Origin of the sequence: Pseudomonas sp. NFACC51 (genome assembly GCF_900103575.1) — a bacterium.
Lineage (GTDB): Bacteria > Pseudomonadota > Gammaproteobacteria > Pseudomonadales > Pseudomonadaceae > Aquipseudomonas > Aquipseudomonas fluorescens_Q.
In genome coordinates, this window is sequence record NZ_FMXH01000012.1 from 1 (window position 1) to 16,250 (window position 16,250).

The 16,250-nt window shown below is 62.3% G+C and carries 13 protein-coding genes; 10 read left to right on the plus strand and 3 right to left on the minus strand.

The window, feature by feature from the left end; genetic code table 11:
• On the minus strand, positions 1-1,133 hold a 1,133-nt coding region (locus BLT00_RS21665; RefSeq protein WP_139199643.1), incomplete at its 3' end, for a retention module-containing protein.
• Positions 1,134-1,349: 216 nt separating this feature from the next.
• Complete coding sequence (locus BLT00_RS31935; RefSeq protein WP_158265820.1) at positions 1,350-1,493, minus strand: hypothetical protein; 144 nt, start codon at positions 1,491-1,493, stop codon at positions 1,350-1,352.
• Between BLT00_RS31935 and BLT00_RS21670 the strand changes: the two genes are divergently transcribed.
• The 7 genes from BLT00_RS21670 (at position 1,492) to BLT00_RS21700 (ending at position 10,440) form a co-directional block, all read left to right on the plus strand.
• Positions 1,492-2,841, plus strand: coding sequence for a TolC family outer membrane protein (locus BLT00_RS21670; protein WP_092151074.1), 1,350 nt, complete (start codon positions 1,492-1,494; stop codon positions 2,839-2,841). The genes BLT00_RS31935 and BLT00_RS21670 overlap by 2 nt on opposite strands.
• Before the next feature lie 37 nt (positions 2,842-2,878).
• Positions 2,879-5,035, plus strand: coding sequence for a type I secretion system permease/ATPase (locus BLT00_RS21675; RefSeq protein ID WP_092151095.1), 2,157 nt, complete (start codon positions 2,879-2,881; stop codon positions 5,033-5,035).
• Positions 5,025-6,392 (plus strand): HlyD family type I secretion periplasmic adaptor subunit, encoded by a 1,368-nt coding sequence (locus tag BLT00_RS21680; protein ID WP_063323481.1) that lies wholly within the window; start codon positions 5,025-5,027, stop codon positions 6,390-6,392. Before BLT00_RS21675 ends, BLT00_RS21680 begins: the two co-directional genes overlap by 11 nt.
• Positions 6,393-6,720: 328 nt before the next feature.
• Positions 6,721-7,632, plus strand: coding sequence for a TauD/TfdA dioxygenase family protein (locus tag BLT00_RS21685; RefSeq protein WP_092151077.1), 912 nt, complete (start codon positions 6,721-6,723; stop codon positions 7,630-7,632).
• Between the two features lie 37 nt (positions 7,633-7,669).
• The gene (locus BLT00_RS21690; RefSeq protein ID WP_092151080.1) at positions 7,670-8,695 is read left to right on the plus strand and encodes an ABC transporter substrate-binding protein; all 1,026 of its coding nucleotides are present in this window, start codon (positions 7,670-7,672) and stop codon (positions 8,693-8,695) included.
• A gap of 5 nt (positions 8,696-8,700) precedes the next feature.
• Positions 8,701-9,561 carry an ABC transporter ATP-binding protein gene (locus BLT00_RS21695; protein ID WP_092151083.1) on the plus strand — a complete coding sequence of 287 codons (861 nt, stop codon included), beginning with the start codon at positions 8,701-8,703 and terminating at the stop codon, positions 9,559-9,561.
• 12 nt (positions 9,562-9,573) lie between these two features.
• The gene (locus BLT00_RS21700; protein ID WP_092151086.1) at positions 9,574-10,440 is read left to right on the plus strand and encodes an ABC transporter permease; all 867 of its coding nucleotides are present in this window, start codon (positions 9,574-9,576) and stop codon (positions 10,438-10,440) included.
• Positions 10,441-10,727: 287 nt separating this feature from the next.
• Here the strand turns inward: BLT00_RS21700 and BLT00_RS21705 are convergent, their stop codons facing one another.
• Complete coding sequence (locus tag BLT00_RS21705; protein ID WP_092151089.1) at positions 10,728-11,096, minus strand: DUF6124 family protein; 369 nt, start codon at positions 11,094-11,096, stop codon at positions 10,728-10,730.
• 621 nt (positions 11,097-11,717) lie between these two features.
• On the opposite strand from BLT00_RS21705, the gene BLT00_RS21710 reads away from it, so the two are divergent.
• The 3 genes from BLT00_RS21710 to BLT00_RS21720 are packed head-to-tail and all read left to right on the plus strand — an operon-like array spanning position 11,718 to position 16,086.
• Entirely contained in the window at positions 11,718-12,206 is a 489-nt protein-coding gene (locus BLT00_RS21710; protein ID WP_170862121.1) for a cell division protein, read from the plus strand.
• Positions 12,199-13,641: a TIGR01777 family oxidoreductase gene (locus tag BLT00_RS21715; protein ID WP_092151098.1), complete on the plus strand. Its 1,443-nt coding sequence runs from the start codon at positions 12,199-12,201 to the stop codon at positions 13,639-13,641. Before BLT00_RS21710 ends, BLT00_RS21715 begins: the two co-directional genes overlap by 8 nt.
• 9 nt (positions 13,642-13,650) lie before the next feature.
• On the plus strand, positions 13,651-16,086 hold the full coding sequence (locus tag BLT00_RS21720) for an alpha/beta hydrolase (RefSeq protein WP_092151092.1): 2,436 nt from the start codon (positions 13,651-13,653) through the stop codon (positions 16,084-16,086).
• The last annotated feature ends 164 nt before the right edge of the window (positions 16,087-16,250 follow it).

Genomic DNA, 16,250 nt, shown 5'->3' on the forward strand with positions numbered 1-16,250 from the left:
GTCAGGCCAGTGGTATCCGCCGAATCAGTAATCGTGGTGACCGCAGGCGTAGTGCTCGGGACCAGGTTTTCGAAGTTGCCACCGGTCGCACCGGTAATGGTGGTGCTGACCGTACTGCCGTTGTTGTAGACGTCATTGGCTGGCGTCTCGACGTTGACGGTGCCGGTAGTCTGGCCAGCCGCGATGGTGATGACCGAGCCATTGCTCAAGGTCACGGTCACCGGGGTCTGGGCCGGGTTGGTCAGGGTGGCGGTGTAGGTGATCTGGCCGCCTTCGGTCACGGTGTTGCCCGCCGTCAGGGTGACGGTGGTGGTGTCGATGGTGTCGGTGATCTGGGTCACGGCCGGCGTGGTGGGCACGGTCAAGGCAATACCAGTGCCACCGGTGGTGCCAGTGACGGTCACGCTGATCTGGCTTGGGTCGTTGTAAACAGTGTCATTCGGCGCGAGTGGAACGTTGACGCTACCGGTCAGCTGACCCGCCGGGATCACGATGACCGCGCCGTTGGACAAGGTCACGGTCAAGGCCGTCTGCGGGGCCTGGGTCACGGTCGCGGTATAGACCAGCACGCCGCCGGCTTCGGTCAGGGTTGGCGTAGCGCTCAGGGTCATCGTCGCATTGAGCACGGCGTTGGCGGTTGTATCCGTAGTATCGCCACCCAGGATGTTGTTATCGGTGGCGGCAGCCGCAGCGAGACCTTCAGTTGGGAAACCGACAGTAGGGTCGACACTACCAGCGGTGGCATCCAGCACCACAAAGCTGTGGCCGCCACCGGCGGCACCGCCCGTACCTGCGGCAGTGGCGCCGGCGGCGGTGGCTTCCAGGGCGGTCGTCGGGTCGACGCCGGCGGCGATGGCTTGTTGCAGCTCTTCTACTGACGGCGCAGCCTGGGCTGTGGCCTGTTCAAGATCGGTGGACGAGTCCGGGGCATTGGCGCTCCACTGGGTATCGCGGCCCAGGTCCAGGGTGCGGCCGTCGGCCAGATCCAATGTGACGGCGCCGGAAGGGCCAGTGTCCAACTGATCGCCCGTGTACAAGCGATCACCTTCAATGAGTACGCGCCGGATGCCCTCAGGGGATACGACGAAAACCTGACCAACAATGCTTTTGACAACGGCAATAACACTGCTCATTGAAGACTCTCCGGGGGCCACGCTCAGTAGACTTCCATGGACCCGCTGGCTTGTAGGCAGCAGCGGTCTGGACGTTCATGTTCACAAAGTAAGGTTATTTGACGCTTTTACATGTCAATATTTTGGCTATAATTTTTCAATTATTTTGTTTGTGCCAAACTATTGACCTTATGCCGGCCATCCTAAACAATCATTGGCGTAATGTCACATTGATATTTAAGCGGCGACCTGTTCTTTCGGTGCGTGTTCCAGCTCCTGTTTTGAACTTTCCGACATACGGTCATTCCGGTTGCCATCATCCGATGCAGCGCCACGTTTCGCTGTGATCCAAGACAAGTGTTTCAGGAAGAAATCCACCATGCGTCTGTACCTGTTCAAGGCTTTACCTTTTGCCCTCGCCGCCAGTTTCGTACAAGCACAAACCTTGCCGCAGGCCATGCAACAGGCGCTGGATGTCCATCCTGAAATCCAGGCCGGCGTGAACAGTCGCCTTGCGGCGGATTACCAACTCAAGGCGGCCAAGGGTGGCTACCTGCCTAGAGTGGACCTTGCAGCCGGATACGGCCGTGAAGGCACCGACAGCGTCACCACCCGGTCGGGCGGGACCAATCATTGGGAAACCCTGAACCGCAGCGAGTCGAGCCTGCGCCTGTCGCAAATGGTTTTTGACGGTTTTGCGACGTCCAGCGAAGTTGGGCGTCAACAAGCCACCGTCAATGCTCGTGCCTACTCGTTGCTGGACGCGTCCGAGCGCACCGGGTTGACAGTGGCCCAGGTCTACCTGGACGTGCTGACCCGTCGCGAGTTCGTGCGCCTGGCCGAGGAAAACCTCAAGAGTCACGAGCGCATCTTCGACCAGATCAAGCTGCGCACTTCCCGCGGCGTGGGCAGCGGCGCCGACATGGACCAGGCCGAAGCGCGCATGGCCCAGGCCCGCAACAACCTGATCACCGAACAAACCAACCTGGCCGATGCCGAGACCAACTACCTCAGCGCCGTCGGCCAACTGCCCGATCAACTGGAGCGGCCTGCTGATTTTCTGGCGTTGCTGCCGGCCAACCTGACCGAAGCCCGCGCCCAGATGTTGGAAAACAGCCCGGTGCTGCGTTCGGCCGAAGCCGACATCGCCGCGGCCGAGCAACAGTACGAAGCCGCCAAGTCGAGCTTCTACCCACGCTTCGACGCCGAGCTGGGCCGCACTGCCGACAACGACCTGGACGGCCAGAACGGTCACAACAATGAATGGCAAGCCATGCTGCGCATGCGTTTCAACCTGTATGCCGGCGGCAGCAACAAGGCGGACCTGGAATCCAAGTCGTACCTGTCCAACCAGGCGCTGGACATTCGCAACAACGCGCTGCGCCAGCTCAACGAAGAGCTGGGCCTGGCCTGGAACGCCTTGAACAACGCCAACGCCCAGGTGCCGGTCGCCCAGCAATACGTGGATCGCAGCGCCAATGTGCGCACTGCCTACCAGAAGCAGTTCAGCCTCGGCGAGCGGACCCTGCTCGACTTGCTCGACAGTGAAAACGAGCTGTTCAGCGCGTCCCGTCGTCTGGCCGAAATCAAGAACGTGCAGCTGTTCACCCAGTACCGGATCAAGGCGACCATGGGCCAGCTGTTGAAAAGCCAGGGTGTGGTCGCGCCGTTGGCATCGGTTGTGCAGAACGACATGAAGCCCAAGGTTCAGTTGCCTGGGATGAATTGAGTCCTACCACCCGTTTTAATCAGTCAGAGTGCAGAGCGTGGAATCAGAAGTCAGTCCAGTCGAACTAGTTCATGACCCGCGCACGCTGCACGACGACCCGCTGCTGGACGGCTTGCTGGCGCTTTGCATGCTGCATCAGAAGCCGGCCAGCGCCGCAATGCTCACCACCGGCCTGCCGCTGCCCAAGCAGCGGCTGAGCGTCGAATTATTGTCGCGCGCGGCGGCCCGTGCCGGCCTGCAAGGTCGGGTGCTGCAACGCAAGCTCGAACAAATCCCGACCATCGCCATGCCAGCGCTGTTGTTGCTCAAGGACGGCCGCAGTGCCGTGCTGCTGGGCTGGGTCGGTGACGATCAGGCGCGGTTGCTGCTCAGCGAAAGTGATGGCGGTGAGGTGACCATCAGCCGCGAACTGCTGGCCGATGACTACAGCGGCAAGGTGTTCTTCGCCCAGCCGCAGCATAAATTTGACGTTAACCACGGCACGCTGATTCCTCGGGCGCGTTCGTGGTTTCGCGACACCCTCAAGCGGTCCCGCTGGCTGTATGCCGATGCCATTGCCGCGAGCCTGCTGATCAACATCATCGCCATGGCCGCGCCACTGTTCGTGATGAACGTCTACGACCGCGTGGTGCCGAACCAGGCCGAATCGACCCTGTGGGTATTGGCCGTTGGTATCACCGGCGCCTATGTCTTCGACCTGATCCTCAAGATGCTGCGTAGCCTGTGTCTGGATCTGGCGGGCAAGAAAACCGACCTGATCATCTCGGCGACGCTGTTCGAGCGCATCGTCGGTATGTCCATGAAATACCGCCCGGCGCGGGTCGGCAGCTTTGCCCAGAACATCCATGAGTTCCAGAGCCTGCGGGATTTCCTCGCTTCGCTGACCCTCACCAGCCTGATCGACCTGCCGTTCACCCTGCTGATCTTCATGGTCATCGCGATTATCGGCGGGCACCTGGTGTGGATTCCGGTGCTGGCATTCCCGATTGCCTTGCTGATCGGCTACGCCTTGCAAAAGCCCTTGGTGGCAACCATGGAACGCACCATGGCCCTGGGCGCCGAGCGCCAATCCAGCCTGATCGAAACCCTGGCCGGCCTGGACGCGGTGAAGGTCAACAACGCCGAGAGCGAGCGCCAGTACCAGTGGGAACAGACCATCGGCACCCTCAGCCGCCTCGAACTGCGGGTGAAGATGTTGTCCGGCCTGGCGATGAACATCACCTTGCTGATCCAGCAACTGGCCGGGGTGATCATGATCGTCTTCGGCGTTTACCTGATCATCGCCGGCAACCTGAGCATGGGTGGGCTGGTGGCCTGCTACATGCTCAGCGGCCGTGCCCTCAGCCCGTTGGCTTCGCTGTCGGGCCTGCTGACGCGCTACCAACAGGCGCGGGTGACCATGACCTCCGTCGACCAGATGATGGAGCTGCCCCAGGAGCGCAATTTCGACGAGCGCCCGCTCAGCCGCAAGGTGTTGCAGGGCGCCGTTGAATGCCGTCAGTTGAACTTCACCTACCCGAACCAGCAGAACCCCGCGCTGAAGAACATCAACCTGGTGATCAAGCCGGGCGAGAAAATCGGCATCATCGGTCGCAGCGGCTCGGGCAAGAGTTCCCTGGCCAAGTTGCTGGTGGGGCTTTATCAACCCGATGACGGCGCCTTGCTAGTGGACGGCGTGGACATCCGCCAGATCGACGTCAGCGAGCTGCGCTACAACATTGGCTACGTGCCCCAGGACATCCAGCTGCTGGCCGGCACCCTGCGGGACAACCTGACCTCCGGCGCCCGTTACGTCGAAGATGAACTGGTGCTCCAGGCCGCGGAACTGGCGGGCGTGCATGAGTTCGCGCGCCTGCATCCGCAGGGCTATGAACTGCAGGTCGGTGAGCGCGGACAAAACCTGTCCGGTGGCCAGCGCCAGAACGTCGCCCTGGCCCGTGCATTGCTGCTCAACCCGCCCATCCTGTTGCTGGACGAACCCACCAGCGCCATGGACAACACGGGTGAAGAACGCTTGAAACAGCGCCTGGCCGCCGTGGTGGAAAACAAGACCGTGTTGTTGGTGACGCACCGGGCATCCTTGCTGTCGTTGGTGGACCGCCTGTTGGTGATCGACCGTGGACAGATCCTTGCCGACGGCCCGAAAGCCGCCGTCATGGAAGCGTTGAAGAAGGGGCAGATCAGTGTTGCTTAAATCAGGTTTCAGGGGCGCTGTGGGCCGCTATTTCAAAGGCTCCGACTCGCTGCACGGCCAACCGCTGCCCGAAGTCAACAAGGCGCTGATCGAGGACGCTCCCCGGGTGGTGCGCTTGACGATCTGGGGCATCATCGGCTTCTTTGTGTTCCTGGCGCTGTGGGCCAACTTCGCCGTGATCGACGAAGTGACCAAGGGCGACGGCAAGGCGATTCCCTCGTCCAAGATCCAGAAAGTCCAGAACCTGGAAGGCGGCATCGTCGCTGAGCTGTTCGTCAAGGAAGGGCAGATCGTCGAAGCCGGCGCACCGTTGATTCGCCTGGACGACACCCGCTTTGTCTCCAATGTCGGCGAAACCGAGGCCGATCGCCTGTCCATGCTGTTGCGGGTCGAGCGCCTGAGTGCCGAGGTCGATGACCGGCCGCTGAACTTCCCGGCCGATGTGCTCAAGGCGGTGCCGGGCCAGGCCGCCAGCGAGGAGTCGCTGTACATCAGCCGCCGCCAGCAGTTGCACGATGAAATCGGCGGCTTGCAGGAGCAGTTGATCCAGCGCCAGCAGGAACTGCGCGAATTCGTGTCCAAGCAGGCGCAATACCGCTCAGGCCTGGCGCTGCAACGCCAGGAAATCAACATGTCCGAGCCGCTGGTGGCCCAGGGCGCGGTATCGCCGGTGGAAGTGCTGCGGCTCAAGCGCGCCGAGGTCGAGACCCGTGGGCAACTGGACGCCACGACGCTGGCGATCCCGCGTGCCGAATCGGCGATCAAGGAAGTGCAGCGCAAGATCGACGAGACGCGCGGCAAGTTCCGCAGCGATGCCCTGACCCAGCTCAATGAAGCACGCACCGACCTGAACAAGGCCCAGGCCACCGGCAAAGCCCTGGAAGACCGGGTGAGCCGGACCCTGGTGACGTCGCCCGTGCGCGGCATCGTCAACAAGTTGCTGGTGAACACCATCGGCGGCGTGATCCAGCCCGGCAGCGACCTAGTGGAAATCGTGCCGCTGGACGATACCATCCTGGTGGAGGCGAAAATCCGTCCCCAGGACATCGCCTTCCTGCACCCCGGCCAGGACGCCACGGTGAAATTCACCGCATACGACTACACCATCTACGGCGGGATGAAAGCCAAGCTGGAACAGATCGGCGCCGACACCATCACCGATGAAGACAAGAAGACTACTTACTACATCATCAAGCTGCGCACCGAACGCAGCCACCTGGGCACTGATGAAAAACCGCTGCTGATCATTCCTGGCATGGTGGCGTCGGTGGACATCATCACCGGCAAGAAAACCGTGCTCAGCTACCTGCTCAAGCCCATCATCAAGGCCCGGGCCGAGGCGCTGCACGAGCGGTAGTCCACAGCTGCCAATCGATGACTGGATAGCTTTTGTGGCGAGGGAGCTTGCTCCCGCTTGAGTGCGCAGCGCTCATCGCTTTTTTGGGGGCCGCTGCGCGACCCAGCGGGAGCAAGCTCCCTCGCCACAGGACCGTGTCGTTCCCTCAAGTTCTGCCATATGCTTATGCATTTTTAATATTTAAATTAACTTTCTTATACCCTTAAAGTCATCCCCCTGCGTACCTGCCGACCAATCGGCGCGCCGCACGACACAAACCAACACGGTAACGCCGTGAGTTTTGATCGAGTGCGCGCCTGTTCAAGCGCGCCGTGCGTGGGAGTGATGTATGTCAGCCGTCTCTTATTCTCCGGATTCCCTTACCCCAAGCGCCGCGAACATCGCGCCGCAGACGTTCGAAATCCGTCCGTTCATCGAAGCCGTTGGCGCCGAGATCATTGGGCTGGACCTGTCCCGGCCGATCAACGACCAGGACTTCGCCCGCATCCACCGCGCCCACCTGGATCATCATGTGGTGGTGTTCCGCGACCAGCAAATTACCCCGGAACAGCACATCGCCTTCAGCCGCCGTTTTGGCGTACTGCAAATCCATGTGCTCAAGCAGTTCCTGTTGGCCGGGCATCCGGAGATCCTCATCGTCTCCAACATCATCGAAAACGGCCAATCCGTCGGCCTCGGCGATGCCGGCAAATTCTGGCATTCGGACCTCTCCTATAAAGAACTGCCCAGCCTCGGCTCGATGCTCCACGCTCAGGAATTGCCAAGCGAAGGCGGCGACACGCTGTTTGCCGACATGCACAAAGCCTGGGAGGGTTTGCCCGATGCGTTGCGCAAAGCGGTGGAAGGCCGTTCGGCGGCTCACTCTTACACGGCGCGCTACAGCGAGACCAAATTCGAAGGCAACTGGCGCCCGACGCTGACGCCGGAGCAACTGGCCCAGGTTGCCGAAGTCGTCCATCCCATCGTGCGCACCCACCCGGAAACCGGGCGCAAGGCGTTGTTCGTCAGCGAGGGCTTCACCACCCGCATCGTCGGCTTGCCGGAGGACGAAAGCCAAGCGCTGCTGGCCGAGCTGTATGCCCACAGCGTGCTGCCGCAGAACATCTATCGCCATCAATGGCAGCCCCATGACCTGGTGTTCTGGGACAACCGCTCGCTGATCCACCTGGCCGCCGGTTGCCCGAGCCATCTGCGCCGCAAGCTGTACCGCACCACCATCCAGGGCGACGCCCCTTTCTGATCGGCTGCGCCTGGCGCAAAGAGCTTGGAGAATCACCATGTCCAAACGCATCGCTTTTGCACCGCTGGCCGCCGCCATCGGCCTGGGCTTCAGTTTGTTGGCTGGCAGCCTGGTCACGCCGGCCAGCGCCCACGCCGAGGGCGAGATTCGGATCGCCGAGCAGTTCGGCATCGTTTACCTGTTGCTGAACGTGGTCCGCGACCAGCAATTGATCGAGAAGCACGGCAAGGAGGAGGGCATCGACATCAAGGTCGATTGGACTCAACTGTCCGGCGGCGCGGCGGTCAACGATGCGTTGCTGTCTGGCTCCATCGACATTGCCGGGGCCGGCGTCGGGCCGTTGTTGACGGTCTGGGACCGCACCCGTGGCAAGCAGAACGTCAAGGCCGTGGCCTCCCTGGGCAACTTCCCTTATTACCTGTTGAGCAACAACCCGAACATCAAGACCATCGCCGACTTCACCGAGAAGGACCGCATCGCGGTGCCAGCGGTGGGTGTTTCGGTGCAGTCGCGCTTCCTGCAATACGCCGCCGCCAAGCAGTGGGGCGACAAGGACTTCAATCGCCTCGACAAGTACACCTTGGCCGTTCCTCACCCGGATGCCACGGCGGCATTGATCGCCGGCGGCACCGAGTTGACCGGGCACTTTTCCAACCCGCCGTTCCAGGACCAGGCCCTGCAAAACCCCAGTGTCCACGTGGTGCTCAATTCCTATGACGTACTCGGTCCGAACTCGCCCACGGTGCTGTTTGCCACCGAGAAATTCCGCGATGAAAACCCGAAGACCTACAAGGCATTCGTCGAGGCGCTGACCGAAGCGGCCGAATTCGCTCAGAAGGACAAAGGCGCGGCGGCGGACACCTACCTGCGGGTGACCCAGGCCAAGATCGACCGGGCGACATTGCTGAAGATCATCGACAACCCGCAGATCGAATTCACCGTTAGCCCGAAAAACACTTACCCGCTGGCCGAGTTTCTTTACCGCGTCGGTGCGATCAAGAACAAACCGGCGTCATGGGAGGATTATTTCTTCCAGGATGCCAAACCGTTGCAGGGGAGCTGATTGTCATGAATGCGCCATTGCAAGGCCACGCGGCCAGCAACGCCACCCGCACCGACACCGCGTTGTTGTCGGTGGATAACGTCAGCTTGGAATACCGCACCCCGCAACGCGTGGTCCGGGCCACCCATCAAGTGAGTTTTGAAGTCGACCCGGCGGACCGTTTTGTCCTGCTCGGGCCGTCTGGTTGCGGCAAGTCCACCTTGCTCAAGGCCATTGGCGGTTTCATCGCCCCGTGCGAAGGCGAGATCCGCTTGCAAGGCCTGGTCGTCAGCGCGCCGGGGCCGGACCGGATCGTGGTGTTCCAGGAGTTCGACCAACTGCCGCCCTGGAAAACCGTGAAGCAGAACGTGATGTTCGCGCTGTTGGCGTCTGGCACGCTCAAGCGTCGCGAAGCTGAGGAGCGGGCGCTGCATTACCTGGACAAGGTTGGTCTGGCGGCGTTTGCCGATGCGTATCCCCATACGTTGTCCGGCGGCATGAAAGCTCGCGTCGCGATTGCCCGGGCGCTGGCGATGCAGCCGAAAATCCTCTTGATGGATGAGCCCTTCGCGGCCCTCGATGCCCTGACCCGGCGCAAAATGCAGGAAGAGTTGCTGCTGCTCTGGGAAGAGGTGCGCTTCACGCTGCTGTTCGTCACCCACTCGATCGAAGAGGCGTTGGTGGTGGGCAATCGCATCCTGCTGCTGTCACCGCACCCCGGGCGTGTGCGGGCCGAAGTCCACAGCCATCAATACGATCTGCACAGCCTCGGTGGCGTGGGGTTCCAGCACACGGCGCGGCGCATCCATGGGTTGCTGTTCAATGAAGGCCAGCCGCTTGAAGCCGAGCGTGAGCTGGATTTCACCGACATTCGTATCGCGTACTGAGGGGAACATTCCATGAGCCATTTGTCGCCCGCGCGCGAAGAATATGAAGTCGACCTGCAACCTTTGACCCACGTGCCGCTGGAGCGGGAGCTGCCCCTCGGCCAGCGCCTCTGGCAACAGGGCTGGCTGCGCAAGAGCCTGATCCTGTTGCTGCTGGCGGTGGTGTGGGAAGCCGTGGCCCGCTACCAGAACAACGACCTGCTGCTACCGGGCTTCCTGCAAACCGCCAACGCGTTGTACGACGGTCTGCTCAGCGGCGAGCTGCTGGGCAAGGTGTGGATTTCCCTGGTGGTGCTGATCAAGGGCTACCTGCTGGGCATCGTCCTGGCGTTCGGCCTGACCACCCTGGCGGTGTCGACCCAACTGGGCCGCGACCTGCTCAGCACCCTGACATCGATGTTCAACCCGTTGCCGGCCATCGCCCTGTTGCCGTTGGCGCTGCTGTGGTTTGGCCTGGGGCAGAACAGCCTGATTTTCGTGCTGGTGCATTCGGTGCTGTGGGCGCTGGCGTTGAACATGTATGCAGGGTTTCTCGGCGTGTCGGAAACGCTGCGCATGGCTGGGCGCAACTACGGGCTCAAGGGCCTGCGTTTTGTGCTGTTTATCCTGATCCCGGCGGCGTTGCCATCGATCCTCGCCGGGCTGAAAATCGGCTGGGCCTTCGCCTGGCGCACCCTCATCGCCGCCGAACTGGTGTTCGGCGCCACCAGTGGCAAGGGCGGCCTGGGCTGGTACATCTTCCAGAACCGCAACGAGCTGTACACCGACAAGGTGTTTGCCGGGTTGGCGGTGGTGATTTTGATCGGGTTGTTGGTGGAGAACCTGGTGTTCGACAGTTTGGAGCGGGTGACGGTGAAGCGTTGGGGGATGCAGCGCTAATCGATGGTGAGAATGCACCCTGTGGCGAGGGAGCTTGCTCCCGCTCGACTGCGTAGCAGTCGCAAAACCCGGCAACGCGGTCAGCCAGAAGAAACACAGGGGCCTGCTTCGCAGGCCAGCGGGAGCAAGCTCCCTCGCCACGGGTTCTGGGTTGTCTGGGCTGGCGTCATCGCGAGCAAGCTCGCTCCCACAGTTGACGGGCGTTGATCTCGATATCTCAGTCGACACAAAACCCCTGTGGGAGCGAGCTTGCTCGCGATGGCGGTTTTCAATCCACCACAGGAATGTCAGCCCGAAGCCTGGACCTCAAGCCGATCCATCGCCCGCTCCACCAATAAATGCACCCCATCGGCCATGCGGCTGATCGCCAGGATGACACTGCGGCGGCTGCTTTCAACGTCATCCGCCAGGTCGGCGGCGATGGCGCTGATGGACAGCAGGTCTTCGGAGGCATTGGCCAACAGGGTTTCGGTGTCGATGTCCGGGGCGACCATGAAGAGTTGGGATGCTTGGGTTTTACCCGAGGCTTCATCGGCCGGTTTGGGGTTGAGGTAGTAGTCGAGGGCGCGCTCGGCGGCTTCGTCGAGTTTTTTGGTTTTTGAGGATTTGTCGGAGTTGCCAGGGCCTCCTGGCGGATTCGGAGTTACCTTGAACATGTTTTGGCTTCCTATTCAATCAGAGCCGCCCTAGCTCGCTTGCACGCGATATAAGGGTGGCAGCTATGTGAGGGTGTGCAAGACCGAGTAGGAACCACCAAAAAAACCTCGGCAGACCCGAAGGTCTCCCCACACACAGCCGCCATAAAACACGGGCACGAATGCTCATTAAATGGCTGGTGGCATTATTTGGCGTTCTTTTACCCGGACTTGCACGTCCGTGTCACCGTTTTTTCAGTGACAAACCCAGACTAGCGGCGGGCCCGAAGCCGGACAAGTTCACCAACATCGCTACAACTTGAAGGAAATCTCCTAGGACCTGTTGCTTACTGAAATGGAACACCGAACCTGTGGCGAGGGGATTTATCCCCGTTGGGCTGCGCAGCAGCCCTGAAACCAGTCTCCTCGGTGTGTCAGGCTGCGGGTGTTCAACCATTTGGGGCTGCTGCGCAGCCCAGCGGGGATAAATCCCCTCGCCACAATTGCGTTCGGCTTGGGCGTGGGGAACGCCTCAGGTGTTCAGGCGCGGATTTATTTATCGTTGGCCGGCCCGTTAGCCAGATAAAGCCACCTCCTTTTCCATTAGACTTGCGACCCTCCAGCAAGCCTTCAGGACACGGAATGCCAGTCCCTCAAAGCACCCTTCGCAAAGCCCTGGTCGTTTGGCTCTATGCCGCCGCCCTGATGCATCTGCTTGCCGGCGTCACCCTGAGCTGGGCAGGCCATTCGGGCTTGCTCGATGGCTACCTGCAAAACATCGAACAGGCCTTCTGGGGCGCCGCCGCGGTGCCCGCGACGGCCAGGGCACAACAGGTCTGGTGGCTGGCCTTGTTCGGCGCCACGTTGCAAAGCTATGCGTTGTACATGCTCGCCCTCGTGCACATTGGCAATCGACTGAAGCGCGCCATGCCTTGGGGTTGGATCATCGCCGGCATCTTGCTCTGGGCGCCCCAGGACATGCTAATTTCTGCCCAGGCACGGGTCTGGTCGCACCTGTGGTTCGACAGCCTGGCACTGCTCGTTTTATTGCCGCCGCTGTTTTGGCTCTATCGCCACGACCGCCGCACCTCCCTGACTGACAACGCGTCGAGTGATGCAAACCATGCCTGACTTTTCACTGCTGGACTGGGCCATCACCCTGCTGATTGCCCAAGCGATCCTCGGTGCGCTGGATACCCTGTATCACCACGAACTGACCGTCGCCTTGCCCTATCGCCACAGTGCCCGGCTGGAGCTCTCTATCCACGCCCTACGCTCGTGCTTCTACGGGGTCCTGTTCCTGGGCATGGCGCACTTGGCCTTCGAGGGGACGTGGGCGATCGTCATCGCGCTGCTGTTCGCGCTGGAGATCGGCCTGACGCTCTGGGATTTCGTGGTCGAGGACCTGACCCGCAAGTTGCCCGCCATCGAGCGCATCATGCACACGGTGCTGGCGGTCAACGGCGGGGCCTTCTTCGCGTTGTACGGTGTGCAACTGGCGCAATGGGCGAATTTGCCGACCGGCCTGAGCGCGATCGACCTGGGCTGGCGCGGTTGGTTGCTGACCTTGTTCGCCATCGGGGTCACGGCCTCGGGGATTCGCGACGGGTTGGCGGCCTTGCGCATGCAGCGCGCGGGCAAGCCCGCCAACCCGTTTGCCGGTGGCGCCTACAAGCGCGTGCTGGTGACCGGGGGCACCGGGTTTATCGGCGAGACCCTGGTCAATCAACTGCTCGACGCCGGGCACACAGTCAGCGTGCTGGCTCGCGATCCATTGAAAGCGGCCTATCTGTTCGACGGCCGCGCCCGGTGCCTGCGTTCGCTGGACAAACTGGGCCATGACGAAACCTTCGATGTGGTGATCAACCTGGCAGGCGCACCGGTGGCCGGGCCGCGCTGGAGTCCCAAGCGTCAGGCGCAACTCATCGCCAGTCGGGTCAATACCACTGAAGCCTTGATGACCTGGTTGAAAAACGCCCGGCACAAACCGGCGTTGTGGATACAGGCCTCGGCCGTCGGTTTTTACGGCGTGCGTGACGCCAGCGAAAGTCTCGATGAAAGTGCCGCCCAGGGTGATGGCTTCATGGCTGAACTCTGTGTGCGCTGGGAAGCCTCAGCCCGGCCCGCCACGGAGTTGGGCGTGCGCCAGGTGGTGATGCGCCTGGGCGTGGTGTTTGGCCCGGGCGGCGCGTTGCTGCCGTTGCTGATTCCGTTTCGCCTGGGGTTCGGCGGGCGGATGGGCGATGGTCGGCAGATCATGAGTTGGGTGCACCGCGACGACGTCATCCGAGTGATCGCCCGGGCTTTCGATGACGAAAGCCTGAGCGGCACCTACAACCTGGTGGCGCCAGAAACCGTCAGTCAGGCGCTGTTCGCCGAAAGCGTCGGCAAGGTACTCAAGCGTCCGGTGTGGTTCCACATTCCTGCCGCGCCGGTGCGTGCCCTGGCTGGCGAGATGGCCCAGCTGTTTTTCGACGGCCAGCGCGTGGTGCCCAATCGTCTCGTCGAGGCCGGTTATACGTTCCGGTACCCGACCCTCGACGCTGCCTTGCGCGACCTGGCCTGAGGAGCGCCCATGAGCAAGCCCCGGATGTACCTGCTGGCCGGCAACGGAAGCGCCGCCGATTGGTGGGACGACGCGTTGCCGCATTTTCAGCACCACGACGTGGTGCCGCTGGAGCTGCCTGGCTTTGGTAACAACCCTCAGGCCCCCTGCGAAGACCTGGCGGCCTACGCCCAGGCGTTGCTGGCGGCAACGGTCAAGGGCAGCGCGATCATGGCGGTGGGGGTGAGTGCGTTGCTGGTGTTGCATGCGCTGCAACGCCAGCCGGGGCACTTTTGCCGCAGCGTATTGCTGGCGCCGGTGGGTGCATTTTTGTGGCAGCGACGACTGCCGGCGTTGATGTCGCCACTGCCGATTCGCAAGACCATTCACTGGCTGCTCTCGAACAAGCCGACGCTGTTTGCCCACAAATTCTCCCGCCAGACCTGGACGCCCGCGCAGTACCAGCGCATGGGCGCCGGCTATGCTCGCTGCCGCGCCTTTGTGCCGCTCTGGGATCAGTTGCGTGCGGACACCGCACTGCCGCTGCTGGAATGGATCACCGACCCGGTCGAACTGGTCTGGGGCGATCAGGACAAGGTGCTGGGCGTCGCCCAGGCGGCGGCCTGGTCGGCCATTCTTGCCCGTGCCGATTTGACCATCAGCCTGAAACCCGGTTGGGGTCACTACCCGTGGATCGATGCGCCGGCCGAGTTCGCCGCATGGCTGGAGTCGGGCGAGCGTGGGTTCGTCGCGCACACCAAGGGTGGGCGCTTGCGCCTGGCGGAACTGGCCGGGCTGGCGGTGCCTGCGGCGCTGTCGCTCAACGATTGCCATGATCCGCGCTTGCCGGCGTTCCTGAGCAGTCAACCGGACGCTATCTGGGCGGTGCGTTCCTCCAGCTACGGCGAGGACCAGGCCGACGCGGCGAATGCCGGCCTGAGCACGACGTTCCTGCGTGAACCGACGCACAACGTGCCGGCGCGCATTGTCGAGTTGAGTGCGGCAGGTGTCGAGGAAGTGGTGGTGCAGCGCTTCATCACACCACGGTTGTCCGGGATTGCCTTCGTGCGCCACCTATCCGTCGAGCTGGAGTGGGTCGAAGGTCACCTGGAGTCGTTGGCCGATGGTCAGGTGAGCCCCGAGCGGGCGATCCTTTCCCGCCTCGGCGCGTCGTGGAGCAGCGGCACATTCAAGCCCGCCCATGGCCTGACCGAAGACGTGCTATGGCGTTTCCTGCAAGGCGTGCTGCGGGTCTTCCACTACGTACCCGGCGACGTTGAATGGGCCTGGGACGGCACGCAACTGTGGCTGCTGCAATACCGGCCGATCAGCGACTACGGCTGGCGCCGCCACCTGACCGCCGCCAACATCGCCGAGATCCTGCCGCCGCAACCCAGCGTGTTGGTGGAGTACGCCCAGCGCCGCGCGGCGGCGAGTATTCCGGCGATCATGGCGCGTTGGGATCCGCGGGTGTTGCAGGACAGCGAGCCGTTCACGGCGGTGTTTGGCGGCGCGTCGTACATCAACAACGACCTGTTTCTCGCCCGGCTGGCCGACTGGGGCATCAGTGCCAGCAGTTACGCCGGCGAGGTTGGCGGCGCGACACCGCACCTGCCTTGGCGGCCACTGCGCCTGCTGCGTTCGCTGCCGTTGTTCCTGCGCATGCAACGCATCGCTCGTGGGCATCTGCTCACGCTCGAACACGGCTTGCGGCGCTTCGACCGGGAGCTGTTCGAACTGACCACACAAGGCGCCGACGGCCAGCGATTGGCCGATTGGTTCACCCGGTTCTATGTGTTCGTGGTGCAAGGCAATCTGTGCATTGCCACGGCGTTGGCCAGCAGCGGCGGCGACCTGTTGGGGCGCCCACCGACCGCCTATGACGACCTTGAACACAGTCCCCATCGCCTGCCGTGGGAAACCGACCCGGCGACGCCACGCCCGGCGCCGACCGAGTTGCCCTTGCAGGCCTTCCCACAATGGCCCCTGGCGATTCGTGTTGCCCATTCGACGGGTCTGCCGGGCTTACGCGGTTACTACCTGCAAGTGCGCGAATGGTATCGTGACAACCTGATGCGGATGTTCTTTCGCCTGCACCACGCCGTGCCGACGGCTGATCGAGCCCATTGGTTCGCGCCGCACCCGGACATCCGCACCCGTGATGGCAGTTTCTGGCAGGACGGTCGTGAAGGCATCGAGCAGGCCAGCGGCTTCATGATTTATCCGGGGCAGGCTCAGGGGATTCTGGGTGAGGACATTCTGCTTGAAGACACGTTGGACCCTGGCCGCCACGCCCACTACCAAAGCGCCCGGGCGGTGATTGCGCGAATGGGTGGGCGTTTGTCCCACGGCTCGACATTGCTGCGTGAGTTGCGCAAACCCTCGGCGGTGTTGCCGCAGGTGGATGTGGGTTGGTTGGGGCGTGAGGTGGTGTATTGCGATGGGGAGTTGAGGTTGGTGGAGTAGGCAGCGCGAAGGCTGTCGATCACGGAGCCTGTGGCGAGGGAGCTTGCTCCCGCTGGGTTGCGTAGCGACCCCAAGCATTTGAATGCGATCTGCCTGACACACCGAGGCGCCAGGGTTTGGGACTGCTGCGCAGTCCAGCGGGAGCAAGCTCCCTCGCCACAGGG

What these genes read in the sequence shown, in the direction of transcription:
- BLT00_RS21670 (WP_092151074.1), top strand. Translation starts at nt 1,492, where the DNA reads ATGCGTCTGTACCTGTTCAAGGCTTTACCTTTTGCCCTCGCCGCCAGT.
- BLT00_RS31935 (WP_158265820.1), bottom strand. Translation starts at nt 1,493, where the DNA reads ATGGTGGATTTCTTCCTGAAACACTTGTCTTGGATCACAGCGAAACGT.
- BLT00_RS21685 (WP_092151077.1), top strand. Translation starts at nt 6,721, where the DNA reads ATGTCAGCCGTCTCTTATTCTCCGGATTCCCTTACCCCAAGCGCCGCG.
- BLT00_RS21690 (WP_092151080.1), top strand. Translation starts at nt 7,670, where the DNA reads ATGTCCAAACGCATCGCTTTTGCACCGCTGGCCGCCGCCATCGGCCTG.
- BLT00_RS21695 (WP_092151083.1), top strand. Translation starts at nt 8,701, where the DNA reads ATGAATGCGCCATTGCAAGGCCACGCGGCCAGCAACGCCACCCGCACC.
- BLT00_RS21700 (WP_092151086.1), top strand. Translation starts at nt 9,574, where the DNA reads ATGAGCCATTTGTCGCCCGCGCGCGAAGAATATGAAGTCGACCTGCAA.
- BLT00_RS21705 (WP_092151089.1), bottom strand. Translation starts at nt 11,096, where the DNA reads ATGTTCAAGGTAACTCCGAATCCGCCAGGAGGCCCTGGCAACTCCGAC.
- BLT00_RS21710 (WP_170862121.1), top strand. Translation starts at nt 11,718, where the DNA reads ATGCCAGTCCCTCAAAGCACCCTTCGCAAAGCCCTGGTCGTTTGGCTC.
- BLT00_RS21715 (WP_092151098.1), top strand. Translation starts at nt 12,199, where the DNA reads ATGCCTGACTTTTCACTGCTGGACTGGGCCATCACCCTGCTGATTGCC.
- BLT00_RS21720 (WP_092151092.1), top strand. Translation starts at nt 13,651, where the DNA reads ATGAGCAAGCCCCGGATGTACCTGCTGGCCGGCAACGGAAGCGCCGCC.